The organism is Fictibacillus nanhaiensis, assembly GCF_036213205.1.
In the GTDB taxonomy this organism is placed as follows: domain Bacteria; phylum Bacillota; class Bacilli; order Bacillales; family Fictibacillaceae; genus Fictibacillus; species Fictibacillus nanhaiensis_E.
Genome location: NZ_JARMFC010000001.1, coordinates 514,125 through 538,584 on the forward strand (window position 1 = coordinate 514,125; position 24,460 = coordinate 538,584).

Annotated in this window: 31 protein-coding genes and 1 pseudogene; 4 read left to right on the forward strand and 28 right to left on the reverse strand. The window is 35.4% G+C overall.

Translation table 11 applies throughout. From position 1 onward, the window contains the following. Positions 1-20: 20 nt before the first annotated feature. From P4V41_RS02575 to P4V41_RS02585, 3 genes are all read right to left on the reverse strand, one after another. Positions 21-161 carry a hypothetical protein gene (locus P4V41_RS02575; RefSeq protein ID WP_328083278.1) on the reverse strand — a complete coding sequence of 47 codons (141 nt, stop codon included), beginning with the start codon at positions 159-161 and terminating at the stop codon, positions 21-23. Positions 162-268: 107 nt separating this feature from the next. Then, positions 269-460, reverse strand: a complete 192-nt coding sequence (locus P4V41_RS02580) for an alpha/beta-type small acid-soluble spore protein (protein ID WP_066397779.1) — start codon at positions 458-460, stop codon at positions 269-271. 393 nt (positions 461-853) lie between these two features. Continuing rightward, entirely contained in the window at positions 854-1,705 is an 852-nt protein-coding gene (locus tag P4V41_RS02585; protein ID WP_328083279.1) for a cupin domain-containing protein, read from the reverse strand. Between the two features lie 146 nt (positions 1,706-1,851). On the opposite strand from P4V41_RS02585, the gene P4V41_RS02590 reads away from it, so the two are divergent. The 4 genes from P4V41_RS02590 to P4V41_RS02605 all read left to right on the forward strand — a co-directional run bounded on the left by P4V41_RS02590 (position 1,852) and on the right by P4V41_RS02605 (position 5,781). After that, the gene (locus P4V41_RS02590; RefSeq protein WP_328083280.1) at positions 1,852-2,529 is read left to right on the forward strand and encodes a response regulator transcription factor; all 678 of its coding nucleotides are present in this window, start codon (positions 1,852-1,854) and stop codon (positions 2,527-2,529) included. Then, a complete protein-coding gene (locus P4V41_RS02595; protein ID WP_328083281.1) occupies positions 2,526-3,905 on the forward strand; it encodes a HAMP domain-containing sensor histidine kinase in 1,380 nt (459 codons plus the stop codon). Before P4V41_RS02590 ends, P4V41_RS02595 begins: the two co-directional genes overlap by 4 nt. Positions 3,906-4,068: 163 nt before the next feature. Continuing rightward, positions 4,069-5,103, forward strand: a complete 1,035-nt coding sequence (locus P4V41_RS02600; protein ID WP_328083282.1) for an ABC transporter permease — start codon at positions 4,069-4,071, stop codon at positions 5,101-5,103. A gap of 3 nt (positions 5,104-5,106) precedes the next feature. Next, positions 5,107-5,781 (forward strand): ABC transporter ATP-binding protein, encoded by a 675-nt coding sequence (locus tag P4V41_RS02605; RefSeq protein ID WP_328083283.1) that lies wholly within the window; start codon positions 5,107-5,109, stop codon positions 5,779-5,781. 521 nt (positions 5,782-6,302) lie between these two features. Here the strand turns inward: P4V41_RS02605 and P4V41_RS02610 are convergent. From P4V41_RS02610 to P4V41_RS02730, 25 genes and pseudogenes are all read right to left on the reverse strand, one after another. Then, positions 6,303-6,632: an HIT domain-containing protein gene (locus P4V41_RS02610; protein WP_328083284.1), complete on the reverse strand. Its 330-nt coding sequence runs from the start codon at positions 6,630-6,632 to the stop codon at positions 6,303-6,305. 35 nt (positions 6,633-6,667) lie between these two features. Then, on the reverse strand, positions 6,668-6,847 hold the full coding sequence (locus P4V41_RS02615; RefSeq protein WP_328083285.1) for a hypothetical protein: 180 nt from the start codon (positions 6,845-6,847) through the stop codon (positions 6,668-6,670). A gap of 464 nt (positions 6,848-7,311) precedes the next feature. Beyond that, positions 7,312-8,019: a DNA alkylation repair protein gene (locus P4V41_RS02620; protein ID WP_328083286.1), complete on the reverse strand. Its 708-nt coding sequence runs from the start codon at positions 8,017-8,019 to the stop codon at positions 7,312-7,314. Positions 8,020-8,277: 258 nt separating this feature from the next. Then, positions 8,278-8,559, reverse strand: coding sequence for a hypothetical protein (locus P4V41_RS02625; protein WP_328083287.1), 282 nt, complete (start codon positions 8,557-8,559; stop codon positions 8,278-8,280). An 11-nt stretch (positions 8,560-8,570) separates the two neighbouring features. Beyond that, positions 8,571-8,972: an SHOCT-like domain-containing protein gene (locus P4V41_RS02630; protein WP_328083288.1), complete on the reverse strand. Its 402-nt coding sequence runs from the start codon at positions 8,970-8,972 to the stop codon at positions 8,571-8,573. 12 nt (positions 8,973-8,984) lie between these two features. Beyond that, complete coding sequence (locus P4V41_RS02635) at positions 8,985-9,350, reverse strand: DUF2089 domain-containing protein (RefSeq protein WP_328083289.1); 366 nt, start codon at positions 9,348-9,350, stop codon at positions 8,985-8,987. A gap of 179 nt (positions 9,351-9,529) precedes the next feature. Next, the gene (locus tag P4V41_RS02640) at positions 9,530-10,033 is read right to left on the reverse strand and encodes an NUDIX domain-containing protein (protein ID WP_328083290.1); all 504 of its coding nucleotides are present in this window, start codon (positions 10,031-10,033) and stop codon (positions 9,530-9,532) included. After that, the gene (locus P4V41_RS02645; protein ID WP_328083291.1) at positions 10,030-10,635 is read right to left on the reverse strand and encodes a histidine phosphatase family protein; all 606 of its coding nucleotides are present in this window, start codon (positions 10,633-10,635) and stop codon (positions 10,030-10,032) included. The genes P4V41_RS02640 and P4V41_RS02645 overlap by 4 nt, the downstream gene beginning before the upstream one ends. A gap of 26 nt (positions 10,636-10,661) precedes the next feature. Then, positions 10,662-10,808, reverse strand: coding sequence for a hypothetical protein (locus P4V41_RS02650; protein WP_328083292.1), 147 nt, complete (start codon positions 10,806-10,808; stop codon positions 10,662-10,664). 335 nt (positions 10,809-11,143) lie between these two features. After that, a complete protein-coding gene (locus P4V41_RS02655; RefSeq protein WP_328083293.1) occupies positions 11,144-11,542 on the reverse strand; it encodes a hypothetical protein in 399 nt (132 codons plus the stop codon). A 277-nt stretch (positions 11,543-11,819) separates the two neighbouring features. Next, entirely contained in the window at positions 11,820-12,236 is a 417-nt protein-coding gene (locus P4V41_RS02660; RefSeq protein ID WP_328083294.1) for an NUDIX hydrolase, read from the reverse strand. 131 nt (positions 12,237-12,367) lie between these two features. After that, positions 12,368-13,182: pseudogene (locus P4V41_RS02665) on the reverse strand (lipid II flippase Amj family protein). Positions 13,183-13,359: 177 nt separating this feature from the next. Further along, a complete protein-coding gene (locus P4V41_RS02670) occupies positions 13,360-13,695 on the reverse strand; it encodes a hypothetical protein (RefSeq protein WP_328083465.1) in 336 nt (111 codons plus the stop codon). A 174-nt stretch (positions 13,696-13,869) separates the two neighbouring features. Further along, positions 13,870-14,067, reverse strand: coding sequence for a hypothetical protein (locus P4V41_RS02675; RefSeq protein ID WP_328083295.1), 198 nt, complete (start codon positions 14,065-14,067; stop codon positions 13,870-13,872). A gap of 105 nt (positions 14,068-14,172) precedes the next feature. Beyond that, positions 14,173-14,628, reverse strand: coding sequence for an NUDIX hydrolase (locus tag P4V41_RS02680; protein ID WP_328083296.1), 456 nt, complete (start codon positions 14,626-14,628; stop codon positions 14,173-14,175). A 303-nt stretch (positions 14,629-14,931) separates the two neighbouring features. After that, positions 14,932-15,738, reverse strand: coding sequence for a hypothetical protein (locus P4V41_RS02685; protein ID WP_328083297.1), 807 nt, complete (start codon positions 15,736-15,738; stop codon positions 14,932-14,934). A 202-nt stretch (positions 15,739-15,940) separates the two neighbouring features. Then, positions 15,941-16,603 (reverse strand): phosphotransferase family protein, encoded by a 663-nt coding sequence (locus P4V41_RS02690; protein ID WP_328083298.1) that lies wholly within the window; start codon positions 16,601-16,603, stop codon positions 15,941-15,943. Beyond that, entirely contained in the window at positions 16,548-16,955 is a 408-nt protein-coding gene (locus tag P4V41_RS02695; RefSeq protein ID WP_328083299.1) for a hypothetical protein, read from the reverse strand. The genes P4V41_RS02690 and P4V41_RS02695 overlap by 56 nt, the downstream gene beginning before the upstream one ends. 94 nt (positions 16,956-17,049) lie before the next feature. Beyond that, a complete protein-coding gene (locus P4V41_RS02700) occupies positions 17,050-17,514 on the reverse strand; it encodes an NUDIX hydrolase (protein ID WP_328083300.1) in 465 nt (154 codons plus the stop codon). A gap of 345 nt (positions 17,515-17,859) precedes the next feature. Beyond that, complete coding sequence (locus P4V41_RS02705; RefSeq protein WP_328083301.1) at positions 17,860-18,282, reverse strand: DUF1801 domain-containing protein; 423 nt, start codon at positions 18,280-18,282, stop codon at positions 17,860-17,862. Positions 18,283-18,868: 586 nt separating this feature from the next. Continuing rightward, positions 18,869-19,537, reverse strand: coding sequence for a DNA alkylation repair protein (locus P4V41_RS02710; RefSeq protein ID WP_328083302.1), 669 nt, complete (start codon positions 19,535-19,537; stop codon positions 18,869-18,871). 308 nt (positions 19,538-19,845) lie between these two features. Beyond that, a complete protein-coding gene (locus P4V41_RS02715; RefSeq protein WP_328083303.1) occupies positions 19,846-21,045 on the reverse strand; it encodes a PDZ domain-containing protein in 1,200 nt (399 codons plus the stop codon). Continuing rightward, positions 21,042-21,221 carry a hypothetical protein gene (locus tag P4V41_RS02720; protein ID WP_328083304.1) on the reverse strand — a complete coding sequence of 60 codons (180 nt, stop codon included), beginning with the start codon at positions 21,219-21,221 and terminating at the stop codon, positions 21,042-21,044. The genes P4V41_RS02715 and P4V41_RS02720 overlap by 4 nt, the downstream gene beginning before the upstream one ends. 373 nt (positions 21,222-21,594) lie before the next feature. Then, positions 21,595-23,055, reverse strand: a complete 1,461-nt coding sequence (locus tag P4V41_RS02725; protein ID WP_328083305.1) for a S41 family peptidase — start codon at positions 23,053-23,055, stop codon at positions 21,595-21,597. Between the two features lie 134 nt (positions 23,056-23,189). Further along, on the reverse strand, positions 23,190-24,407 hold the full coding sequence (locus P4V41_RS02730) for a murein hydrolase activator EnvC family protein (protein WP_328083306.1): 1,218 nt from the start codon (positions 24,405-24,407) through the stop codon (positions 23,190-23,192). Between the last annotated feature and the right edge of the window lie 53 nt (positions 24,408-24,460).

A 24,460-nucleotide genomic window follows, 5' to 3' on the forward strand; every position in this document is an offset into this window, starting at 1 on the left:
TTTCATTAAATGAACTGCAATCACGAATGATTATAAGGATTCCCAGCAATGTTCGCCCTCATGTCATCCGTTAAAAGAAAAGCCTCTTGAGACAAATCATCATTGAAAACTTCATGGTTTAAAAGACTCCCATCATAATGGATCGGTTTATCTTCATTCATCTAAACATTCACCTCCAACAGAGATAGTTTAAACGGTTGTTTAACTTTTAATTCATAAAAAAAAGCTATCTGCATAAAACAGATAGCCATAGCAAAAGATTTGAAAATTAGTAGCGTTGTCCGCCTAAAGCTTGTGCTACAAGACGCTTAGTGATTTCTCCACCTACAGATCCGTTTGCACGTGAAGTAGTGTCTGGTCCAAGGTTTACACCGAACTCAGAAGCGATCTCGTACTTCATTTGATCAAGAGCTCCTTGAGCTCCAGGTACTGATAATTGGTTGCTGTTGTTTTTAGCCATTCTATTCACCTCCCTTTCTTTTCTAATCTTAGAATCCCACTAACTTACAAACTTATTCATAACCTTAGAAAATTTTTTTCAATGTTTCATTAGGTGCATATGTATTTTATTATTTGCTTATGTATGGATACAGTTTGTCCAAACACTTTAATCGAGTCTGCATAAGATATGGAGAAGAGAGGATACACCGAATATTCTCTTTTCGGAGATTCTATATGGGGGGAATTCATAGTGAGTTTCATTAGTATCTTAAACGGGGTTCTATCTTCTAAAAAACGTGCCAAAAGCAAGAAAAACAAGAAGAGAATCGGCTAATCAAATCTATTAAAGCCACAAAAAAAGCTAGCCTTTTGGTTAGCTTTTTTCATATAAAACAAAGAGATTCCAACCCACTTACTCACTGGCTTCTGAAGCAATCGCTATCGCTTTTGTTTCATGAACGGTGCCAAACGGATGCTCTGGTGGTGCATAAATAGCGTAAAGTTTAATTGGTTTATTCCCAGTATTCGTTAAGTTATGCCATTTGCCAGCAGGTATCATAATCGCAAAGTCATCATATACTTCAGCCGTATAATCTAACTGATCTTGGCTATCCCCCATTTGTACAACACCTTGACCCTCTTCGATCCTTATAAATTGATCGGTTGTCGGATGTACTTCTAAACCAATGTCATCCCCTACTGCTATACTCATCAACGTTACTTGTAGCTTTTCTCCTGTCCAAAGAGCGGTGCGGTACGTCTTGTTTTGTTTGGCAGCTTCATCTATATTTACAACAAACGGCTGTCCGCCATAGTCCTTTAATTTTATCGGTAACCGCTTTTTTAACCAGCCTATTCGTGTTGCGTCTTCACACTTCTGATAATAGGTCTGTAGCAAAACCTGTTGTACATGTGGCTGCTTACAGCGATAATAGTCATGCTGATATCGATTGCAATCCAATAGTTCTGCTTGATGAGCCATTCTCAATCCCTCTTCATAACTACCAAAAGACAATACTTCATTTTGGTAATGGGGCTGTTTTCCTGTGAGCGCCGCAAACACATTTACTAATTCATTCAAATTGGACTTTTTACATTCAATAGCATAAAGGATATTATTTTTTTGAATCAAATCAGGAGCTTCAGGTGCCAACCGATTGTAAATTTCCACAAGTAATTGTTCTCTGACAATTCCCGTATAAAGGGCTTCAAGTCCTTGTTGTTCCAGATCAATCATTCCCTTCCATGTCTTATATTTCATCATATGCCTAAGTCATTAGAAGGTACATTAACATAGTAAACAGGAAACGAATCATCCAAACTTAGTATAGAGAAAAACTGGTCTACAACTTAATATGGTGATTAACCCATACTATAAAAAAACTAAACATTTGGTTAGGAGTATCTAAAATGACAAATATTTTAATCGTCGATGATGATCGTAATATCTTAGAACTTATAGATACTTTTTTATCAGAAGTCGGTTATAAGGTATATCAAGCTCAAGATGGTTTAGAAGCTTTAAAAATCTTACGTCAAACAAACTGCCAGTTAGCCGTTGTTGATGTAATGATGCCTTATATGGATGGATATCATTTAACAAGAGAGATCCGTCAAAATTTTGACATACCCATTATTTTACTAACTTCTAAAAATCAAATTGAAGATAAAGAACAAGGCTATCTATCAGGAACTGATGATTATCTTGTTAAACCGTTTGAACCGAAAGAATTACTCTTTCGAATTAAAGCTTTGTTAAGACGGTATGATAAGCAATCAGATTCAGCAACTGTTACTTTAGGAAGAACAATAATCAACAAAAAGAGCTATGAAGTACATATCGGTAACGTCACGATCCTTTTACCATTGAAAGAATTTGAACTTTTGTATTTCTTCGCTTCTAATCCAATGCAGGTATTTTCACGTGTTCAATTAATAGAGCACATCTGGGGTTTGGATTATGAAGGAGACGAAAGAACGGTAGATGTTCATATCAAAAGATTAAGAGAGCGATTCTCTGAATTAACGGATGACTTTCAAATTAAAACCGTCCGTGGCGTCGGATACTTATTGGAGGCAAAAAAATGAGGTCGCTATATACCAAATTTGTTTTCGTAACAATAGGAATTATGCTTTTAAGCGGTGTATTAGCCTTTGTCGCTTCCAATACATACTATCAGCAAAAATTAAAACCAGCTAATGATCAAAAAAATACAGCGATTGCATATGAGATGGCTTCCTTTGTCGAAGATCACCCCACCATCGATCTGAACGAATACTTAAAGAACCTTTCTACGATCGGTTATCAAATCTACCTTGTAGAACGAACAGGCAAGGAAACGTACTTCGGTGCAAAATTTCGTAACACTGCACTTTCTTCTTCAACAAAAGAGAGTGTATTAAATGGTGAGGTCTATCATGGGATTCTTCATTTTCCGAAGCAAACATTTGTAACTGGTTTTTTTGCAAACGAATTAAGTAATTCGATCGGCGTACCGCTAACGCATCGCGGGGAAAATTATGCACTGTTTATTCGACCTGATATTAAACTTCTTTTTAATGAGATGCATGTTCTATTCGGCTGGCTTTTTGGCTTGATGATCGTCCTCAGTATTTTGATGGTAGTCATAAGTGCAAAATATTTAGTTAAACCCATATCAAAATTAACCATTGCCACAAAGTCACTTTCAAAAGGAAGTTATTCAGTTGAGCTCGATACAAAGCGGAGTGATGAATTAGGTGTGCTCTCTCAGAGCTTCAAACAGATGGCTACAAAGCTACAACAATCAGATGAGATGCGAAAAGAATTCATTTCAAATATTTCTCATGATATACAGTCTCCACTATCCAATATAAAGGGGTACACAAACCTGTTAGAAAAAGAAGATCTGAGTTCAAACGATAGAATGCAATACATCACAGTTATAAATGGTGAGATCAATAGACTATCGAACTTAACGAAACAATTATTACTTCTTGCCTCACTGGATCGTAACGAAGATATCCTACAGAAAAAATCGTTCAATCTTTCACAGCAGATTAAAGAACTGGTTCGAAATTATCAGTGGCTAACGAATGAAAAAGGAATCATGCTGAGCTATTCCTTACCAGATACCGAGTTCTTCGGCGATCCTTCTCTATTGAATGCCGTATGGGACAACCTTTTAACGAATGCCATTAAATATAATAATCCTGATGGAAGTATTGAGATAACTGTTGAAAAGAGAGAAAAATCCATTCTCATCACCTTTAAAGATGCAGGTATCGGTATGAGTGAGAATGAAGTAGAAAGAATTTTTGATCGCTTTTACCGAGCTGATGTTGCCAGATCGCGAACCGTTGACGGGACAGGACTCGGGCTTTCCATCGTTGCTACAATCGTGAAACTTCATGATGGGGTAACGGTTGTAGCCAGCAAGGAGAATGAAGGAACTACGGTTGCCGTTGAACTTCCTATAAATTAATTTCATTTAAAATAATCAGGCACTCTTAATGAAAAATTCATTGGTGGTGCCTGTTTTTTATGCACCTCTTATCTTCTTCCTCGCGATTTGTAACGTGTTATTCATTCTCCGTTCATAAATGAATTCTAGACTAAGGATGTAAAAAGATTGGAGGAGAGATGTTATGAGCATCGCATGGAAAGAAATCAAGAAAAATAAAATGAGGTTTTTCATATTAGGATCCATCATCTTTCTCGTTAGTTTGTTAACGTTTATTATTTCAGGTTTGGCCAATGGGTTATCACAAGATAATGCTAGCTTGATCAAAGATTTGCCAAGTGGGTATTTTTACATGAATAGTGATGCTGAAGAAAATTACAACCTCTCTAGGATTGATCATAGCGTTCAAGAACAAATGGTAAGTAAACACAAAGACGCTGTTGCATTCTCTATAGAGATGGGCTTTTTAAACGATGAGAGTGACAAACAACGAAGTGTTGCTTTTGTTGCTTCTACGGATTCAAGATTATTCGAATCAGTAGCTCCCGGAGAAATCATTCTAGACCGTTCATTAAAAAAAGAAGGCGTAAAAGTTGGCGACACCTTAACACTTAAACCATTCAATGAACCGCTTGTAGTTAAGCGTTTTGTTGACCAAAAAAAGTTCAGTCATGCTCCTGTTGCTTATCTCAATATGGAAGATTATAAGCAGATGTATCGTGCTGAAGAAATGCAACTACTTTTCATACCAGGTGAAAATTCAACTCAAAATTTTAAAGGTCTACAATCTTTTTCAAATAAAGATTTTCTTAACACCATTCCAAGCTACAGTGCAGAACAAATGTCTTTAAATATGATCGTGTGGTTTCTGATCGTGATTAGCGGTATGCTGTTCGGCATCTTTTTCTATATGATGAACGTTCAAAAAATTGGGCTCTATGGCATATTAAAAGCAATCGGTGTAAAGACGAGTAATCTGTTTAAGATGATGTGGACACAGATGTTGTTTATCACAATCCTATCTCTTACTCTTTCTGTTGGTTTTAGCCAACTATTCAACAAAGTAGCACCTGAAGGTATGCCTTATCATTTAACGAATGAAACCACCCTGCAATTATCAATTGTCTTCTTGGTGATTGGATTTATTGGAGCTACACTATCTGGTATGCAAATTAAAAAAGTTGAACCTTTACAAGCCATACAACAAGGAGAGGTTTAATAAATGGATATCTTTACGATTGATGAATTACGAAAAACGTTTACGAATGGTGACATGAAAGAAGAAATATTAAAAGGGATAAACCTAACACTTAAAGAAGGTGAAATTACAGCGTTAGTCGGTCCATCAGGTTCTGGTAAGAGTACCCTGCTAACCATAGCTGCAGGGCTGCAGCCTGCATCAGACGGGAATATATCGTTCAACGGGCACAACTTAACTTCTATGACAGCTGAGCAAATGCGCAGAATAAGAGCTAAGAAATTCGGTTTTGTTTTTCAATTTGCACATCTTGTTCCTTTTTTAACCGTTCAAGAGCAATTGGACCTCATGCTAGACGTATCGGAAGCGAACATGAAAAAGGAAAAACGGGAACAAGAAATTGATTATATACTAGACCGTGTTGGATTATCCCATCGAAAACAGGCGTATCCCTCTTCATTATCTGGCGGAGAGAAACAACGCGTCGCTATCGCACGTGCAATTATTCATAATCCCCAAATACTCTTTGCGGATGAACCAACAGCAAGTCTAGATTCAAAGAAATCAAAAGAAATTATGTCACTCATCCGATATCTAACGAAAACGTTAAACATCACGACTCTTATGGTCACTCATGACGAAGAAATGCTTTCGTATGTTGATCATGTTGTTAAAATGAGCGATGGTCGGGTTGTTTAAATATTAGTGGAGAGCTATGGATTTGTTCATAGCTCTTTTACACGTTTAGAGGATATTTTTTATTAGTGAACACTGTCATTTGTAGCGGAGAATTTAATAACTAATGAACGATGATTTTAAGGGGATTGTTCAGAAGGAGAGAAATATCTCTCGCACACAAATGGAACATGTTATAAGATATGTCTAGAGATTCTTAGCCATATGTAGATTCTTTTATTAGAGAGGAATTAATCGGTGAATACAAAAAAGTATGCATATTTTATTACACTTACTCTGTGGCTCCTAACAGTACTATACTTTCTTTATAAATACGCATCAGGTGCTGGATATTGGAAAAATCCCTTATTATTATCTATTTTCTTTTACCTTATGATGATTGTATTAAATAAAGGCTTCAACAAGAACTTAATCTATCTTAGCTTGTTCTATGTGTTGTTTATGATCATGTTTATTTTAGATTTATTTTTTTCATTAAAAAATATTGCTATCATACATTCATATCTTACTTTCTAATCAACTCCCTAACCTTTTGGCTTCCCTGAAACAATGTGCCAATGCAAATGTTTGGAGTCTTGGTAGTCACCTACATTCGTAATTACTTGGCAAGCTCCATGCTCATCTGTAACCTTTCTCGCTACTTCTTTTACGACACTCATTAGTTCTAGCAATAACTCGTTATCACGCTCATCTAATGTAATCAATGACGAGATATGTTTTTTAGGTATCGCCACAATGTGAATGGGATAAAAAGGTCTTGTATGGTAGTAAGCTAGGACATTCTTTGTCTCTTCTACTTTTTCCACTTGAGTTTTGCCACTCAATACTTCATCACAATAAAAGTCCTGTGTCATTTATTTAAACTCTCCCTCTTTTTCAGGGTTTCTTTCTAGATTCCATCCGGAAAACGAAAGATCGTATAATTCTTTTTCCAAATATCACTCTTAACGATAATATTTCCTTGCACACCTTCAAAAAAGTAAAGATGATCTTCCTTTTTCGTTAGTGTCCAACCTTTTTCTTTCATAAGTCGTTTGATATTTTCATCAGCGCTTTTATTCTTAGACATATACCATTCAAACCCTTGATATTGAGTAGGAATTCTTATTATATTCCCATCCCCTTGCTCCACCTTCTTCAATACTTGGACTTGATTTACATGCTAAGCGGGAAATGGGTCATATAAAAATTTATACATCCCTAAACCAGTAAAGAACAATAGCGACAAAATAAAAATATACTGCCAACTAAATTTGACAACAGCACACTCCCCAACTTCGCACCGTAAAATTCATTGTGATTTATGTTCGTATTACCTATTACTTCTTTCTAATTTTTTTTTATGAGATAAAAAATCAAAGGAATTACAATTGCTGGTGTATACACAATAATGATTTCAGTGTATGTTCTTCCCTGTTGAAATCTACTCCAATAAAGAAGGAAAGCAATAATTAATATGCTTAGTACGATAATGATTCTGTCACGGTTCATCGTTCATCGTTATCCTCCTTCTATATGGTCATATAAAAAAATTTAGCATCTCACATATTTCCGCTTAAATCCAACCTGTCCTCGATCTATTGCCTTTTGAATATTTTCAGAAGCAAGTAGATACTTCGTTTTTTTCTTGTCCTGATTCATTTCAACTGGTCCTATAGCATCAGCTGTATCAATCGCTTTTTCATGTAATGGCACGTAGGATATCCCCACTGTATATACAAAATTATTCATTGAGGATTTTGTTCGTTCGGGAGCTTCATGAATAGTATTTTTTACAACCTCAAGCATTTTTTCTAACTTCGTTTTGGAAAATTCGCTGTCTGGTCGATTACCTAATAGCCAGCAATAACAGCTCCAACCCGCTGACATTCTGAGCTCTTCACCGCTTGCAATCCACTTGTCTGCCACCTCTTGTGCAACATCAGTTTCAGCTAGAGTGACCGCTACCACAAAATCGGATAACATATAAAAATAAGCTCCGTCTATCCAACGCTCAAAATCATTTTTAGTCATGATCGTGGGATCTGCTATAATTCCTGCAAAGTACATCGCATCGTAATTTTCTGTCGCGTAAAGCTTCTCAGCTAATGGCTGATTTTTTTTAATTTTTTTAGCCATCGGCTTCATAGCTCCAGTAGCTACGCCAAACACCGGTTCTTTTGCGCCATTTGAGATATAGATTTTCTTCGTCCGTTCCTTGCCAAGAGCTTCAAGTTCCTGCATCACATCTTCAGCATTCATCTATTACACTTCCTTCATAGAATTTACGTATTATGTAAGAAAAAGGGCTATGCTAATTTTTATTGGGCTAAAAGTATATACCATCTCTTCTTCGCGATTGCTTAATTATATTCCTCTTTCATTGACAATCTAGATATGCCAAAAAAAGAGTGCTCTTTCCATGACAGAAATGCACCCATTGGTTTTACTGCTCAACTATATCATTATTGTTATGAATGCTTTATGGAACCAGAAATCTTCAGTGGGAATCATTAATTTTTATAATCTCACAATCACTTCAGTTCCATCTTGTGCTTTCACATTAACCAGCTCTAATCCTTTGTGCTTTTTTAACTCTTTAATAATTTGTTTCAGTTCTGATTTATCTATGGAAGGAATGGTGAAGGCTATGTTTTTCTTATCTAGATGAGGTTTCGACCATTTGTTAGCATGCCGAATTAACACTTTAGAAGTAATAATAGATATCCCGATATTTAATAGGACATAAGGGACAGGGATTGAGAACTTTGCCTCTTTTGTTTTTACTTTTACATGTAACATGTTTGTATCCTCTACTCAATTGTTATTGAAACGGTATCCCCGTTTGCTGATTTCACATCAACAATCTGTCCATCCAGTTCATTTTCAATAGCTTCTAAGATCAGATTTATATCTATATCTTTTACATATTGTTCAGATTGAGGAATCTTTAGAGCAATGTTGTGACCTGCTGCTAGTACAACCTTTACTAACTTGATTGGAAGGTTCACATTCACGTTGTCACTCTCAGATACCACACAGATTTTTAAGGTTTTGTCGCTGTAGTTAGAAGATGCGTGAGACGTGTGGCTTGATGATTTAATCGTTGGACCCTGTTCTTTTTCTTGTAAGACTTGAATTAATTCTGAACCTTTATCCGTATCGATTTTACCTTCTTGAACCATCGTTAAAACTTTCTCGATCTCACTTTTCATTTTCATATCCTCCTATTCATCTTTTAGCATTTTAATGGCTTCATCTGGCGTAATCTCGCCACGTTCAAGCATGGAAACAATCTTTTTCTCATCGATCTCATTCTTCTTTTTCGATTCATAACCTAATGAAGATGCAATGTCGTTCAACTTGCCTCGAACCGTTGGATACGAAATCCCTAGCTCTTTTTCAACCTCTTTAATATTGCCTCTGCATACAAGAAAGACTTCCACAAAGTGAAGCTGCTCTTTCGTTAGTGAAGCAAATTTAGATAGTTCGAATTCGTTCTCAATTGTCGTGTGACAATGTGAACAATGAAGTTTAGTAATCTTTAACGTTTGTGAACAAACCGGACAATTTGTAAGTAATGGGTGAGCCATCTCATTCTCCTTTCTCATCAATTAATTAGATTATATACCTTCGGATTAAATATGTGAATAGAATAAATTGAAATATTAATGTTTTTTATTAAATAAATTAATTTTATTGATTAACGTTTTATATTATTGGGTTCGTGACTTAATATTATTAAAACTCATACAAAAAAAGACTTCCCTTATTAGAAAGTCTCCGTGAGATTACGTGTTAATGTCTGATCCAGAAGTTTGTGTTCTTGTAGTAAATCAATGTTTCGCTTCTTGCTCGTATAATCTAAAATTTGCTTTCCAATGTTCGCGTAAAGCTCTAGATTTTTTAGCTCTGACAGCGGAACCCATTTAACAGCCGTTTGATTTGGATCAGGCTTCTCAGGCAATTTAGGTATGGACCCACTTTTTATAGTACAATCAAACAGCATAACTAGCGTGTGTGTTTGGCCATACTTATTTTCGTTTAAATGAGGAGCATACTCATAGACAAATGCTAACGGACCTACCATCACATCAATATTAGCTTCTTCCCTTGCTTCCCTTTTTACAGCTTCAATCAAAGATTCATGAGGTTCAGCTCCACCAGCTGGAAAATCATAAAAGATCCCTCGATAAGGATCATCAAACTCTGTTAATAATATTTCATCATTTTCAATAATAAGTGCGCCAACTCTTACTCTTATATGAAAGGTCATATCATTAATCCCCCGCTATCAAGTAAAATTCGTCCTTGGTCCCATACTCTTTCAACACTTACTAGTTCCTCGTCATTAAATTCCAGTCTATAAATGTCAGGTTTTGTTGTGCTGTATAGAAACTCTAGACCATATGAAGGATCGAAATAATTCATCATCAAGGTCATAACAGCACCGTGAGTTCCAATCACTATTTTTTTATCTTTATACGTATGTAAGAGTTCCTTTAAAATCTGTACTGCCCTCTTTTGACAAGCTGCATGTGATTCGCCACCCTCAAGAGAGAAATTAAAGTCTACAAAAGATTTTTCCAATAGAGGACCGAGTTCTTTATCTTCTAATCTATTATCACTACAAGAAAATACTCTCTCCCTTAGATCTTCAATAACCTCAACTTCTTTCCCTATTTGTAAAGCCATCTTTTCTACCGTTAAAATAGAACGGAGGTAAGGGCTTGAGGCAACAACATCAATCTTCTTATCTCTTAAAAGTTCAGTCACACGACGAGCGTCTTCATTACCTTTTTCCGTTAATCCTCTCGTCCGTTCATTGCCCTCTTTTGGTGAGTCACCATGCCTTACCATATATACGATTGTGCTCATGGGAATCCTCCTTTGTTGGCTTACTATTAATCTCGCTTTCTGACCTCAGTAGCAATATAGAGTAACACTCCAAAAGTAGCTCCACCTACCAGCATCAATCCAAAATTGCCAGCTAATAAAATAAACGTATAGGTAAAAAGCATTCCAATAAATATAAATAAAATTAATTTCACTATTTTTACTCCCCTTATAATAATACCAATTATTTCAAATTAGTAAGTTTATAGCAATTATTAATTCTGTAAGCAAGCTGATTATCGAAAAAAAGGAACTTACCTATAAGGCAAGCTCCTTCATTCTTATTCCCAATCATCAATTGTGATTTTTTTTTTCATAATTTCTAATTAAACGCTTTTATAGATGGAATATAAGCATATAATATTTCTAAATTCATTTGAATACAGAGTGGTAAGGTGAAAATTTTGTTCGTTATTTCATAATTACTTAGAAAAATGGATTATTGTTATTTGGCAATCGCACCCGATTGTTGAAGAAAAACAATTATAAGTCAGTGAACTTTTTGTTCTTTAATATACTTAAAGCCGATTCTAACATCCACAATTCCATAAACAATAGCAGCGAAGAATCCTATGATGGCAAGATCAACAGCTTTAAAAATTATCCCTATTAAAGAACCAAATAAACCATGGAGTAGTATATACATCAATAAACTGAGATTCGTGTAATCCCCCCACTTTTTCAACAAAAACTCTAAACAATAGGATACATAACAGCCAAAGACCAAGATAATAAAACCGGCATATAAGAAAAATATAACAAAAGAACCTATAATTTCTGGACCTAGTGTCTCCCCTTCGAAAAAAATAACTATCAATAAAATGATACTGACAAATAGAGTGGCACAAAATGTTGCCACTATCTTTTTTCCTCCAGGTACATTCTTCATTTTAAATCTCCTTAAATTGTTCTATTCCTATTTTAGCGTTTATTACCTGTTTTTGTATGTACTTATTCAAAATAAAAAGCCACCCATTTTGGCAGCCAATCTTAGATTATAGCACCCGATAGTTGAAGATGCCAAATTTATTTAGGAAAAATTGGTACCCACAATTCATGACGGGGTTTATGTCCTGGTCTCTTTTTGGAAACCCTGGTGCTAAATTCAATAAAAGAGAGTAGTTATCCTTCTTGATGAAATGCACCCGATTGCGGAGTTAAATATATTAACAATTCCCTTGAAAAATATATGGTGTTGAGGATTTTAATAAGCTTTCTATTCCTCCTGGATGGTAAGGCATTAAGTTATTTGCTGTTTTTATGTCCATCCATTTTGTTTCAGCAATCTCATTCTTATCTTTTATTGTTATTTCTCCACTAATTATTTTTGTGGAAAAAGTAATCATTAGACCATGATGTTCATGTTTTGTAAAAAAAGCTTCATTTACCGCAATAACCTTCTCTACTTCAATAATTAAACCAGTTTCTTCATTTGTTTCACGGATAACTGCTTGTTCTAAGGTTTCTCCTTTTTCAGCTGCCCCACCTGGTAGTGACCAATTTGAATGACGATTATTAACCATTAATACTTTTTCTGTTTTCTCGTCATAAATAAAGGCATATACTACATCTACTCTCTTCACTAGGTAACACCTCTTCATTTATTCTAAATACATATTAACATTTAGCTGTACTGCTAAAAATGTTTTTTTGTTCATTAAAAATGGCCATTTCTCCTTCTTGAAGAAATGCACCCTATTGTTGAATAAACTTTTTATATCCATTTAGCAAACCAAGCAACATAATATGCAGCAGGTATAAAGATAAGTTGTGCTACTAATGTACCTATAAATTTAGAGCATATCATCGTTAACGAGTAACTTTTTAGAAAAATATACTTACTTTCTTTCTTAACCACTCTGTCGGCTAGAACTGATGCCTTTGGATCAATGAACAATGTCAAAAGGATGGTTGCAATGCCATTTATAATGCCCGATGACATCAACGCTGCTTGTGCATAATCTTTTGGTACCAACATTGAAGCATAAATAGATGAAAGGACGCCTATTGTAAAAACCGCAGAGATTACTACATTTATGATAAATAATCGTTTTGGTATAGTGCTGAAAGTAATTCCGTCTAGATAGGAAATCTTCGGGATTCGAATACACTTTATAAATTTTTTAAACCCTGATAAATTAAAATGCTTTACTAGCAGTTTGATTATTGACCCTCTTTCATTCGAAAGCTGTATAATTGCTCTTGAGAAAATGGTGATAAAGGTTGGAAATAGCATTATTCCAATGATAACACCTAAAGATGTCACCCAATAAGTACACGGTATTGACTTTCGATAAAAGATAATTTATTTGAATCAGGTGCCTCCGCAATAAGCTTTGCAGTTAAAGGTTGCTGAATCATCGTAGAAAATCTTCATACAATAACCATTGTACTAAACAATGATAAAGCAGTAGCTATGAGCTTTACTCTAGCTCCAGAAATTCGTGTTGAATAAGCTAATGTTTCAATAACTGTTATTGTTAATAAAAAAATAGATATGATAATTACTTTGCCAGTAATAAGGTCCATTTTGTAATCTTCCTTCACTAAGAATAATAACAATTATTTCAAAATAAACCATTTTACACATGCATTATAACCGGCTAACACTTATTGAACAATCCTGCCACGATTCTTGAGTAAAAGAAAGCTGAAGAACCAACTTATTGATCTTCAGCTCTTGCACCCAATTCTTGAATATCTATTTTACTTTTTCCTCTCATACCCTTTTCCTATTACTGTCTTTTTATCTTTAGCAATATATACAACAAGTTTTCCTGAAGAATCGTCTTCGGTATGATTAAAGGTTACTGTATAAATCGTTTTACCGATTAATTTTTTGTCTAATTTTTGACCTAATTCTTCACTAACAGTTATTTCTTTGACTACGGAGTCCTTAGGAGATACTGGAATTTTCTTTTGCTCTTCATTTGTTAAGTAATTAAAGGCAATCATTTCTATCGGCAACTTATCATTTTTAAATAAATTACACCCCGTAATAAGAAAAGCAAGACATATAACTATAAAAACTTTAGTTTTCACCTTCAAATAACTACTACTCCTTTTTAATCAATTAGTTAATTAAGTTACTCCATAATCCTGCACGTTTGTTTAATAAGTTCATTAAAAAGTGCGTTAATCCTTCTTGAATTAACGCACCGTTTAATGGAATATCAAAGGTTTCGGCAAATTTTTTGTTAGTTATATAGGCATTCTTTATTTTTTAACTATTTTTTCCTTTCTAGATACCTCTTCATAATACTCATACCTTTGTTCCTGGATTTGTTTTTGTTCCTTCAGCCATTTTTCTGCTTTTTTTATAAATATTATTAATATCACAAAAACTATAATAGGTAAAACAATGTATAAAAGTAACCCTAATATTAATTCAGACCATGTAAAATACCATGCCATTATGAAAATCTCCTCTTCAATTACTAGATTGCTTCCCCAAATACTTCCTCGGTTCTGTTTATTAAATAAGTTCCAAAGAGGCACCCGATAGTTGAACAAGGATCCTCACTCAATTTGTTTATGGAATACACTAATGGGGTGGTAATTTTTATTAACAAGACAATTTGCTATTTGTTTAATAGCACTCGGATCGCGAAATTTATCATCATTAGCCTTTTCTAATTCACTTACCTTCACCCAAGCACTGTCTATAATATCATCTTCTTCAAGGTAGATTGAACCCCCAATAACCCGCCCTACAAAATGAAACATAATAACTTGGTCTTGATAACTACTTATGAAGTTATAAACACCCGTTGTATATGTAAGTTCTACATCTAGTCCCGTCTCTTCTTTCACTTCCCTAATAGCTGCATAAGGAATGTCTTCTCCAATTTCAATGTGTCCACTTGGAAAATTCCATTTATTTATTACATTCGATTTGTTTTCTTTAATCATTAAAACGTCTTCATCTTTAATTATTGAAACACTAACAACTAAAACAATCGGTTTTACTGTCATTTTTTTCACTCCACATATATGTAGTGTTTATTTCCAAACTACCTTTTCGCTTTCAAATAACCCTTTTCCTTCTACAACTAACCTGTTACTTTTGTTCAATAAGTTCAATAAAAAAATGCATTTCTCCTTGAAGAAATGCACCCGATAGTTGAAGATGCCTAATCTTATTTTTGGAAAACATAAGATAAAATACATACTAAAAACAATGATGCAGATTAAAAATTTTTCATAATCAAGACTATTTTTGTAATTGTTATCCTTAACATATCTAAAACAACAGCGGAAATATAGATCAATTATCAACTATCTTGGATTTTTAAATCGTGCTAAAGCTTCAGGTGCAAGAGGGTTTTCTTCGAATGGAACATCATCCTCCATTACATAATGCATTTCACGGACTTCTTTAGCTTGTTCCGATTCACTACTTAGCATTAGTTTCCTATATGGTTGTAATTTCATTTTTAAATAACTCAACTTTAAATTAGAGAAAAGAGACTGATTATCTAGATAATTAAATACCTTATTTCTATCCTGCTCAGATTCTAACTGTATAGTATTTTGTTGATGGGCTGCTCTGACCATTTGAAGATTTATATTACGTAACTCTATATAATCAAATTCAGTAACTTTTACAGCTTTACTTGTTTCTTGTACTTTTCTTGTTCCAGCTTCAACTGCATTTTCAATGTTATCTTGATCTTTAACAATTGATTCTGTTGTTTCAATGAATTTAATAAGAGATTGATTTATTTCTGCTGAAGTGTTAATTTTACAAAACTCATCTTTTACTTCTTGCAACAGCCTATATAATTTCAAATAATTTCTTTTAGTTTTAGATTTAACCCATTTATATCCTATAAAAGCAATGCTATTAACTGCACTATTGTAACTGTTTGCTAATAAAGCCACATAGTTTATCTCTTTAAGAGAAGGTATCGTCCCATCATCTAACATAATTAATTCATCTTCGGATGGGGCAAAAGTAAAATAATAATATTTGTTCCCCCTAATATAGAAGATAGAAGGAAATACATCTGGTTTTTCATTCTTAGTATTAAATTTATCTAATGAGGTTTTTATATGTTTAGGTAAAGTGTTAATGGAAAGCATTTTTCCTCCTTTATTTTACTTGCTAATAATTATTTAAAATTAACTTCAAATTCTCTAAGTATTTCAATCCTTACTCCACAATCCTGTTCGATTGCATAATACCAATTGATTCAAAATCAGATGATTAACTCTATGTATTTATTCCAATAAAAAGACATTGACCTATTACTGAAAAGCACCTGATAGTTGAAGAAATTTGGTTTTATAACTCATTATTCAACCAATCCAATAATTTAGGGATTTGTTTTGCATAGTTCCTTATCTCATATATTGTTTCTGTTACTTGGGTAATTCCCAACTGCTGTTCTTCTTTATCTGTACATTCAATCCACAAAGACCGTTTTAAACTGTACTCAAGCCATCCTAATTTGCCTAAGTATCCATTTTCTAAGACCATTTTCCAGTCGGAATGTAGTTCACCAGATCTCTTTTTATATCCACTAATAAATGAAAAAAATTTTTGTTTATTTATTTCTCCTTTTTCATTTTTAGACCAGTAGATTGCCGTTTCAATTAAGTCTTGCATCGGATTTATAAAACCAGCTGATTCCCAATCGATAAGGACTGGATTATGAAGTTGCCACATAACGTTCTTAGAATCTAAGTCTCTGTGGCTAATTATTATGTTTGATGAAAGTGATTCCGATGCTTCTATTGCAGATGAATTCCAATCATATAGACTATCGAGATTTTCAAGGAGTATCTCAACCCATTCCAATCGATTTTCTTTTCCCTTTTGCAAATAGTAATTCCAAACAGTTGGTTCTTCAATATCAGGTTTCTCATTGGGTATAGCTAACTCAGAAAAATCAGTTCTGTGTATATCTGCAAGTATTCCCCCTATTTTTTCGCAATGACTTTTCATCAATTTCATCTTGTTTCAGACTTTTACCCTCTATCCATTTAAAAACAATATAAAATTGACTATCTACTTGCTGAATAAAGCGACCATTAATTTTTTCAGATGTAAGGGCTGGAAGCTTATTTGATACAAAATTAGCTATTCTTTCTGAATTAATATAGTTTTGCAATGCCTTTGGTCTAAGCATTATTTGAGGATTTAATAGTTTAATTGCATACTTCCCTTGATTGGTTTCAATGTAATACATTCTATGTAATAGCCCACCTGAAATAGGTTCAGGAATATTTACTAACTTACCAATTTGAGACGTCTGACACAAATCCTTAAAATTTAACTTATATTGTGTCTCACTCATATTTTACCTGCCTTTTATACATTTACAGAATGTTATTATTGAATAATCCTGCTCTTTTATTGAGTAATTTTAACTGAAATCACCACATAAAACTTTATAGCATTTTACTAATTCCTTTTAAAAACGCTTTATATAAAAAGATTCTTAAATGTGAGACTGTGAATGAATCTTTAACAATTATATCTTTTTGTTTCAAGTAATTTTTAATTTGTTTTCTTCTATTCGGAATCATAAGCAAAGGTAATTTATTTGGTCTAAACCAATCCACCTTTTCTGTTTCAGGACCATCCTTGATCGGTGAGCCTCCTATTATTTCCCCAAGGAATAGATGCTGCATGTCATCATATTGAGGTTGATAATATTCTCCTATTTTTCGTTTAATTGAAATAATATAACCTGTTTCCTCTTCCGTTTCTCTTATAGCGCAATTTTCTAATGCTTCTTCCTTTTCTAATACCCCTCCAGTTAAATCCCAGATTGGATAATCTTTTCTCTTGGCTAACAATATATGATTTTCTTTATTGATAACGATTGTAAAACATCCAGACGTTTTTGCCACAATATTAATTCTCCTTCTTTAAACTCCAATAAAAAGTAGCTTTAATATACAAATCGTTAATGAAAATTAATCTATCCTATTTACAAAATACCATATTTGTCCAATTAAACATATAAGTGCTATTCCACAATCTGGCCCGTTTCATAAAAAAGGGTACATTTCTTATTAATGAAATGCACCTGTTAAATCAATAAAGTCATAACCTTAAAAAGTTATCGTACAACCTTAAAGCATTTGGGAATCAACATAAAATTAGTCCAACTCCCTAAGATCACGATCGAATACTCCTTCATTTAACTAAACGCTCCTTTTATCGCGCAATACCCTGAAGGACAGGCAATAACTTTATTCGTTCGGATAAAGATTCTGATATGTTTCTACTGTATGTTTAATTAAATCTTTTAAAACATTGATATCGATATCAGCTAATTTATTTACATAAATACAAGCCTTACTCTTCGTGTGCTTACCAAAGCTTTCTAATAATTTTTCTCTTTCCTCACTTTCATAGGCCAAATAAAGACTAATTTTCGCCTTTCTTGGTGAGAAACCCACTAAAGGTGCATCCCCTTCATGTCCTGATGCATACTTATAGTGATAGCTTCCAAAGCCTATAATACTAGGACCCCACATTTTTGCGTCGTACCCAGTTACCTCTTCAAAAATTTTTAATAACTGATAGGCATCTGCCTTCTTCTTCTCATTTTCCACATTTTCAATAAATTCAATTACACTATTGTCGGTTTCTTTCATCTTCGGTTCATACATATATGCACTCTCCTATTCTTTGAGTAAATACTTGTTTACATCATTGTCATCAATATTACACTTTAGAATACAAGTTCGCTGCTGCTATAAGTATTTGAACTATATTCATTTTTCCTTCTCCTTCTTAAATAAATGCACCTGATTGTTTAATAGTGGTTAAAAAGCTTTTTATTAAGCGGAACATCATACTTGGAATAAAAGTTAAGATGTTCCACAGCAATTCAAATAATAATTCACTTCTAATTTCTCTGAATATACCTCTAATAGATCTTCTGTATCTGCTTTTGATCATTTTCATTCTTTCTCCTACTCCATATGCATTTTCTTACCTTTATCCACTTGTGCTTAACCGACAATCCCGCACGTTTTTTCAATAAATTCCATGAAAAAGGCGTTAATCCTTCTTGGACTAACGCACCCGATAACGGAAGATATAATTTTAGATGATATGAACTCATTATTTCATATAATTTTAATGGATTAAGTAAGTACAATCCAGCTAATTTCTTTTGCCTATCCCCTCTTATATTTCTTACTAGGGTGAAATAGAGAAAAAGTGCTGATGATGAATTGGGTTCAGTGGTAACTAATTATTAATTCGTTTATTAACTTCAATCGTAATGAACTCCGGCAAATAATTAGGAGTACATCCTTTTGATACCATTTCATCCTTGTAAAGACCCGCTTTCTCCCCAATCTTAATACAACGTCCTCGATACTTTTCATCATAAACGCCTATCCAGCCTGCGGTGAAATTCATAGCCCATTGAACTTCCGGTTCTTCCTTCGTAATATTAGCTTCAATTGCAGATAGTAAGTCTGCGGTGTTATCTGGCGGTGTTTGTCCAGTCCATCTCAATCGCGCTTGAAAATACCAGAAAGCTCTCCTTTGAAGAGCAGAAGAACTATTTTCCCATAACTCCATCATTGCAATGTTTTTCTTGTCTTTGGTGAGCTGATTAGCCAATAACCAATCCATTAGGTTATTTTGCTCATCAAATGTGTGAATCTGCATATCCGTATCAAGCTTATTTAGTACATCTTGTGAAAGAAGTTTTTTGTCCATAATTAAGATTGCCAAGAGTCTGGGCAAAAACTCCCCAGTTGACCAAAGTTCCATAGCTAGTTCGTGATCTTTTTTTATGTCCTTCGCGATTTTTCGTAAGTCGCCTAGCTTCGTTTTAGTATTGAGCTGAGATAGAATGTTTTCTGCTTTCGAAGAGCGTTTTATTTCTGTGCTTTTATTTTTATTCAATTGACACAACTCCTTTTTAAAGCATTGTTTCATTTATTTTATTGGCGGGATATATCAATAACTAAATTTCGTTATAAGTCTTATTACATACAATTTTACCATAACAATGTAAAAGGAGTGATTCATATCGCCGTTACTTATGTTACGGTTCCCCACTACTAGTGCTAAACTACATCTTCAGCAATCAAGGCCCGATTGTTGAATAACAAAAAAAGACTCACGTTAAATGAGCCATTTAAATAAAAATTATACGGTTCCGATAAATTATGAATAATCATTCCGGCAAATTTTAATTATGAAAAATTACATCAATCCCCTACAGCAACATTCCGATCCACCACATCATGGACAAGGAGTACACCTAGTTGGTGGTGTTCGTTTTGATAAAGTGACCCTTGAACGAATCGAATCTCACCATTCAGGTTAAGAACTTCAAGTTTGCAGTATGCAGCGTTGATTTGAAGTGCCTGGTACAAACTTGATTCGTGCGAAAGTGTTACCCCGTTAACTTTTACGATAATTTCCCCAATCTTTAATCCCATCTTTGCAGCAGGTGTCCCTGGTACGACTGAAAGGATCATAACTCCCTGATCTCTTGGCACAAAGTGGGATGGTCTTGTATCATCACGTTGGCTCGTCACGAGTGTAATAAGCTCGCGTCCGGCAAGACCAGCTGCGATCGCTATCGCAATTAATAGCGGTAGATTATAAAAATGCCCGACTGCTGCAATGCCCGTTACGATAGATCCTAAGAGCAAGACTTGTCTGCCGAGGTGTTTAATTGCTTCTTCTGGCAAAGTGTGTGTAACAAGCTGGCGATAACCAATGGCAAACGGAACGAGGAAGAATGAAAATCCTACCGCGCCCATCGGAAACAACGGCCACCAGTCTAGTACAGGAATTGAACCTACTGGTAATACTAAGAACTGAGGAACAATCCAAAACCTCGTAGCTTCATGTGCTCCGATATAATGTCCTCGTTTTCCTTTGAACAGTCGAGGTGACGTGCGATCTGCACCCTTCCAGATGACCAAAATTCCTTCTTGAATCAAAAGAACACCAATAATAACTGCTAATGAATCAAGCGGTGTTTTTTGAACATCTACGATCCATCGATCTAAGAAAGAGATCCCTAATTGGAATTTAGGAAGCAACAGACCAATGACTGCTGCTAAACTTACAGCGTAAGCAGGATTCATAAACCTTGTCTTAAACGTTAAGCCTAAAGCAAGATAAACGACCCCAATCAGAGCAATCATCCCAAGCGGCAACGTGATACCAGCTGCCACAAAGATTACAGAACCGATGAGTCCAATCAGAATGCCCGGCAGCAATGAAAAGATTAAATTATCAATGACGGGATGCACGCGCACTTTAAATTCTTTTCTCTCTCTTTTCACACGTTTTAATCCAATTAAAAATGCAACTAGAATAAAACCGTAAAACAGCGGGTGTAGAAAAAGCAGCAGCATGCCCTGAAGTAATTCTTTCACAAAGGTGTCTGTCATGTGCGGTCTCTTCCTTTCTCATCTTTCAATTCATCCACTTTTTCTTCAATCCGTTTCAACCTTCTATCCGTTCTCACAGCTCGCTTTACTAATAACCCCGCTCCAACAATGATGGCAATTAGCACAAGAAACGAAAACAGCTGAAACATAATATCTCCAACATTCAATGACTGCATTTTGTCTACCCCTTTAAATATGACAAAGGATTTTATCTCTTCAATCATTCTCTTTTACTTAATTCATTTTACCCAGTTGTAATATCAGTAAAATAATTATGGGTTCTTTTGGTTTGTTACCTTCTTTGAATAGTTGATTGGAGCGCAAGGTGCGAGACTCCTGCGGGACAGGCCGGCAGGTGAGACACTTATACGTGAAACGTACGAATGTGGCTCACCGCCTGCCCCGCGGAAAGCGAGCAACCTGGAGCGCAAATCAACCACTCACAAGAGGCTCTTTAGACATCGAAGCTCCACCAAAAAAAAACCGTAGAGAATAATTTCCTCTACGGATAGTATTCGTGTTTCAGTTGTTTTTTCCTGCCATAATCCCTTATTTTGCAAGCAATTCAATCGCTGTTTTACGTTGAACATCGTTCTTATCATTACGAATGGAATCGATCACTTTTGACTCCATCTTACCAGCTGTCTTCGTATCGACTTTCCCTGTAGCTGGCAAGTTGTTGGCACGCTGGAATGCAGTAACCGCAGCTTGCGTCTTTTCATCAAAATAGCCATCTTCTCTACCCGTCTGGAACCCTAAACCATTCAACATCACTTGAGCGTTCTTCACTTGCTCGTTGTTCATATCGAACTCTAACGCTTTTTTATCAACCGTGATCGGGTTTGTGTAGAAGTAATCTGGCTGCTTCACTTCAAAAGTAGGCTTTACCCCTTTTTTGTGAATCCAGTTTCCATCAGGTGTTAGCCACTTAAACAGTGTCAGCTTGATGTTCGATCCGTCACCAAGGTCGATCGACTGCTGAACGGTACCTTTACCGAATGACTTCTCACCAACAAGATCATAGTTTCCTGCTTCTTTTAAGGCAGCAGCTAAAATTTCAGACGCTGACGCACTACCTTTGTCGATCAAACCGATGATCGGATAGTCTTTCTTTTCTTTTAGCGTAGATACATATCGCTCTTTGTTGCCTTTACGGTCTTCAATCTGAACGAATGGCTTTTTCTCAGGAATGATCTGACGAAGAATGCTGTCAACCGCTTCTAGATAGCCTCCTGGATTTCCACGAACGTCAATAACAAGACCATCAATCTTTTCTTTTTCTAGCTCAGTCAAATGCTTCTTAAAGTCTGAACCCGTTTTTTCTGAGAAAGAGGTGATCTCAAGTACACCAATCTTTTTACCTTTTACTTCTTCAATATCAGAATATACGGTCTCAATCGGAATTTCATCACGTGTTACTTTTACCGGCATTACATCATTTACGCCTGTACGTTTTACACCAAGAGTTACGACAGATCCTTTTTCACCACGAATTTTTAAAACGGCTTTATACAGATCGAGTCCTTCAACACTTTTACCGTCGATCGTAATAATCTGATCGTTTGGCTTTAGCCCTGCTTTTTCGGCAGGTGAATCTTTGAACGGGGCGACGATTGTTACTTTACCGTCTACCATGCTTACTTCTGCACCGATTCCTTCAAAAGAAGAATCGAGTGATTGTGAGAACTGACTTGCTGTTTCTTCATCCATATAAACCGAATATGGATCTTTTAACGTTTTGACCATTCCTTGAATGGCACCTTCAAGGAGTTTGTCACGATCAACATCTTCTACATAACGAGAAGAGATGATCTCGTACGTTTTCTGAAGCTTTGCAAACTCTTCGTCGTTATTGACTTTTGTTGCGGTCTTCGGTAGATCGTTTACTTCACCGTTCTGAACATACTTTGAATCGTTTCCAAACAGTGCCATCGAACCATACATGCCACCGGCACCAACAAGCAAGGAAAGAACAATCAGCAGGGCCAACATTTTTTTATTTACGTTCATTCTGCTCACCTCGTTTTTGCAGGAAAAGGCATCACACCCTGCAAAGTGCGATGCCTTCCATTGTAAGAGTCTTTAGGCAACAGCCTGTCTCCTACTTCACTATATGAATAGCTTGTTTACTTTATGTGTTTATTTTACCAGTAAGCCGCAGGATTTACAGCATTTGTTTTTCCTGCATTCCAAGGTCCTTTGTGAAGTTCAAAGTGTAAATGCTGACCAAATGAATGTCCAGTGTTCCCCATGTTGCCTAGGAACTGCCCTTTTGAAACAGATCCGCCTGATACAGCGCGGCTGCTCATGTGAGCGTAAACCGTTGTCCATTGCTGCCCACCGATCGAGTGAGAAATGTATACAACGTTTCCGTATGAAGATGAGTACTCTGATTTAATAACTGTTCCATCTGCAGCTGCATAGATCGGAACGGTTCCACCTTGAGCGATGTCGATTCCTTCATGCATACCGCTGCTTCTGTTACCAAAACCAGATGAAATTCTTCCAGCAGCAGGTTTAACGATCATGCCATTACCTGATACAGGTCCCATTGAAGGAGCTGAACCACCTGATGATGAAGATTCACGAGCTGCTTTTTCACGTGCAGCTGCACGAGCTTGTTCAGCACGGAACGCTTCTTCTTGAGATTTTAGAAGTGCGCCTTCGTTTTCAATCTTATGTGCTTCAGCATGCAATGAGTCTTCTTCTTTTTTAAGAGAAGCCATCAGACGAGTTTTCTCATCCATTTGAGCTTTTAATTGCTTTTGCAATACTTGTAATTCTTTCATTGCGTTTTGTAGGTTAACTAGTTTTTTCTCAACAGCTGCCATCTTTTTCTCTAGAAGCTCTTTATCTTTCTTTTGTTCTTCTAAAAGCTGACGATCTTGCTCTGCAATCATGTTCAATGCTAGAACGCGGTCAAGAAAATCACCAAAATCTTTTGAACCAAGAACAACTTCTAGGTAAGAAACAGCTCCGCCAGATTCATACATAGAGTTAACACGTTCTTTTAATAGAGCATCGCGCTTATCGATACGCTTTTGAACAACAGCGATCTCGCCTTTTAACACGTCGATCTCTTCTTTTGTTTCTTTAATATCTGTTTGTTTTGCTTGTACTTTTAAATCTGTTTCAGACGAAAGCTTATCAATTCTTGCTACTTCCGCTTCAATCGCTTCCTGGCTGCTTTTGTTCTTGTCCAGCTTAGCTTGCGAATCTTTCGCTTTCTTTGCATTTTCTTGTTGTTTTTTCTTGATGCTTGATAAAGATTCCGCGTGAACGACGGATTCAGAGTGATACATAGTAAAGGCGCCCAGTGCTAAACTTAGTGAAAGCACTGTACCAACCACTTTCCTTTTCATTCGTTTTCCTCCCTAACCCCTATTAATTGTTTCGTTTTTCTTGGATCTCTTTA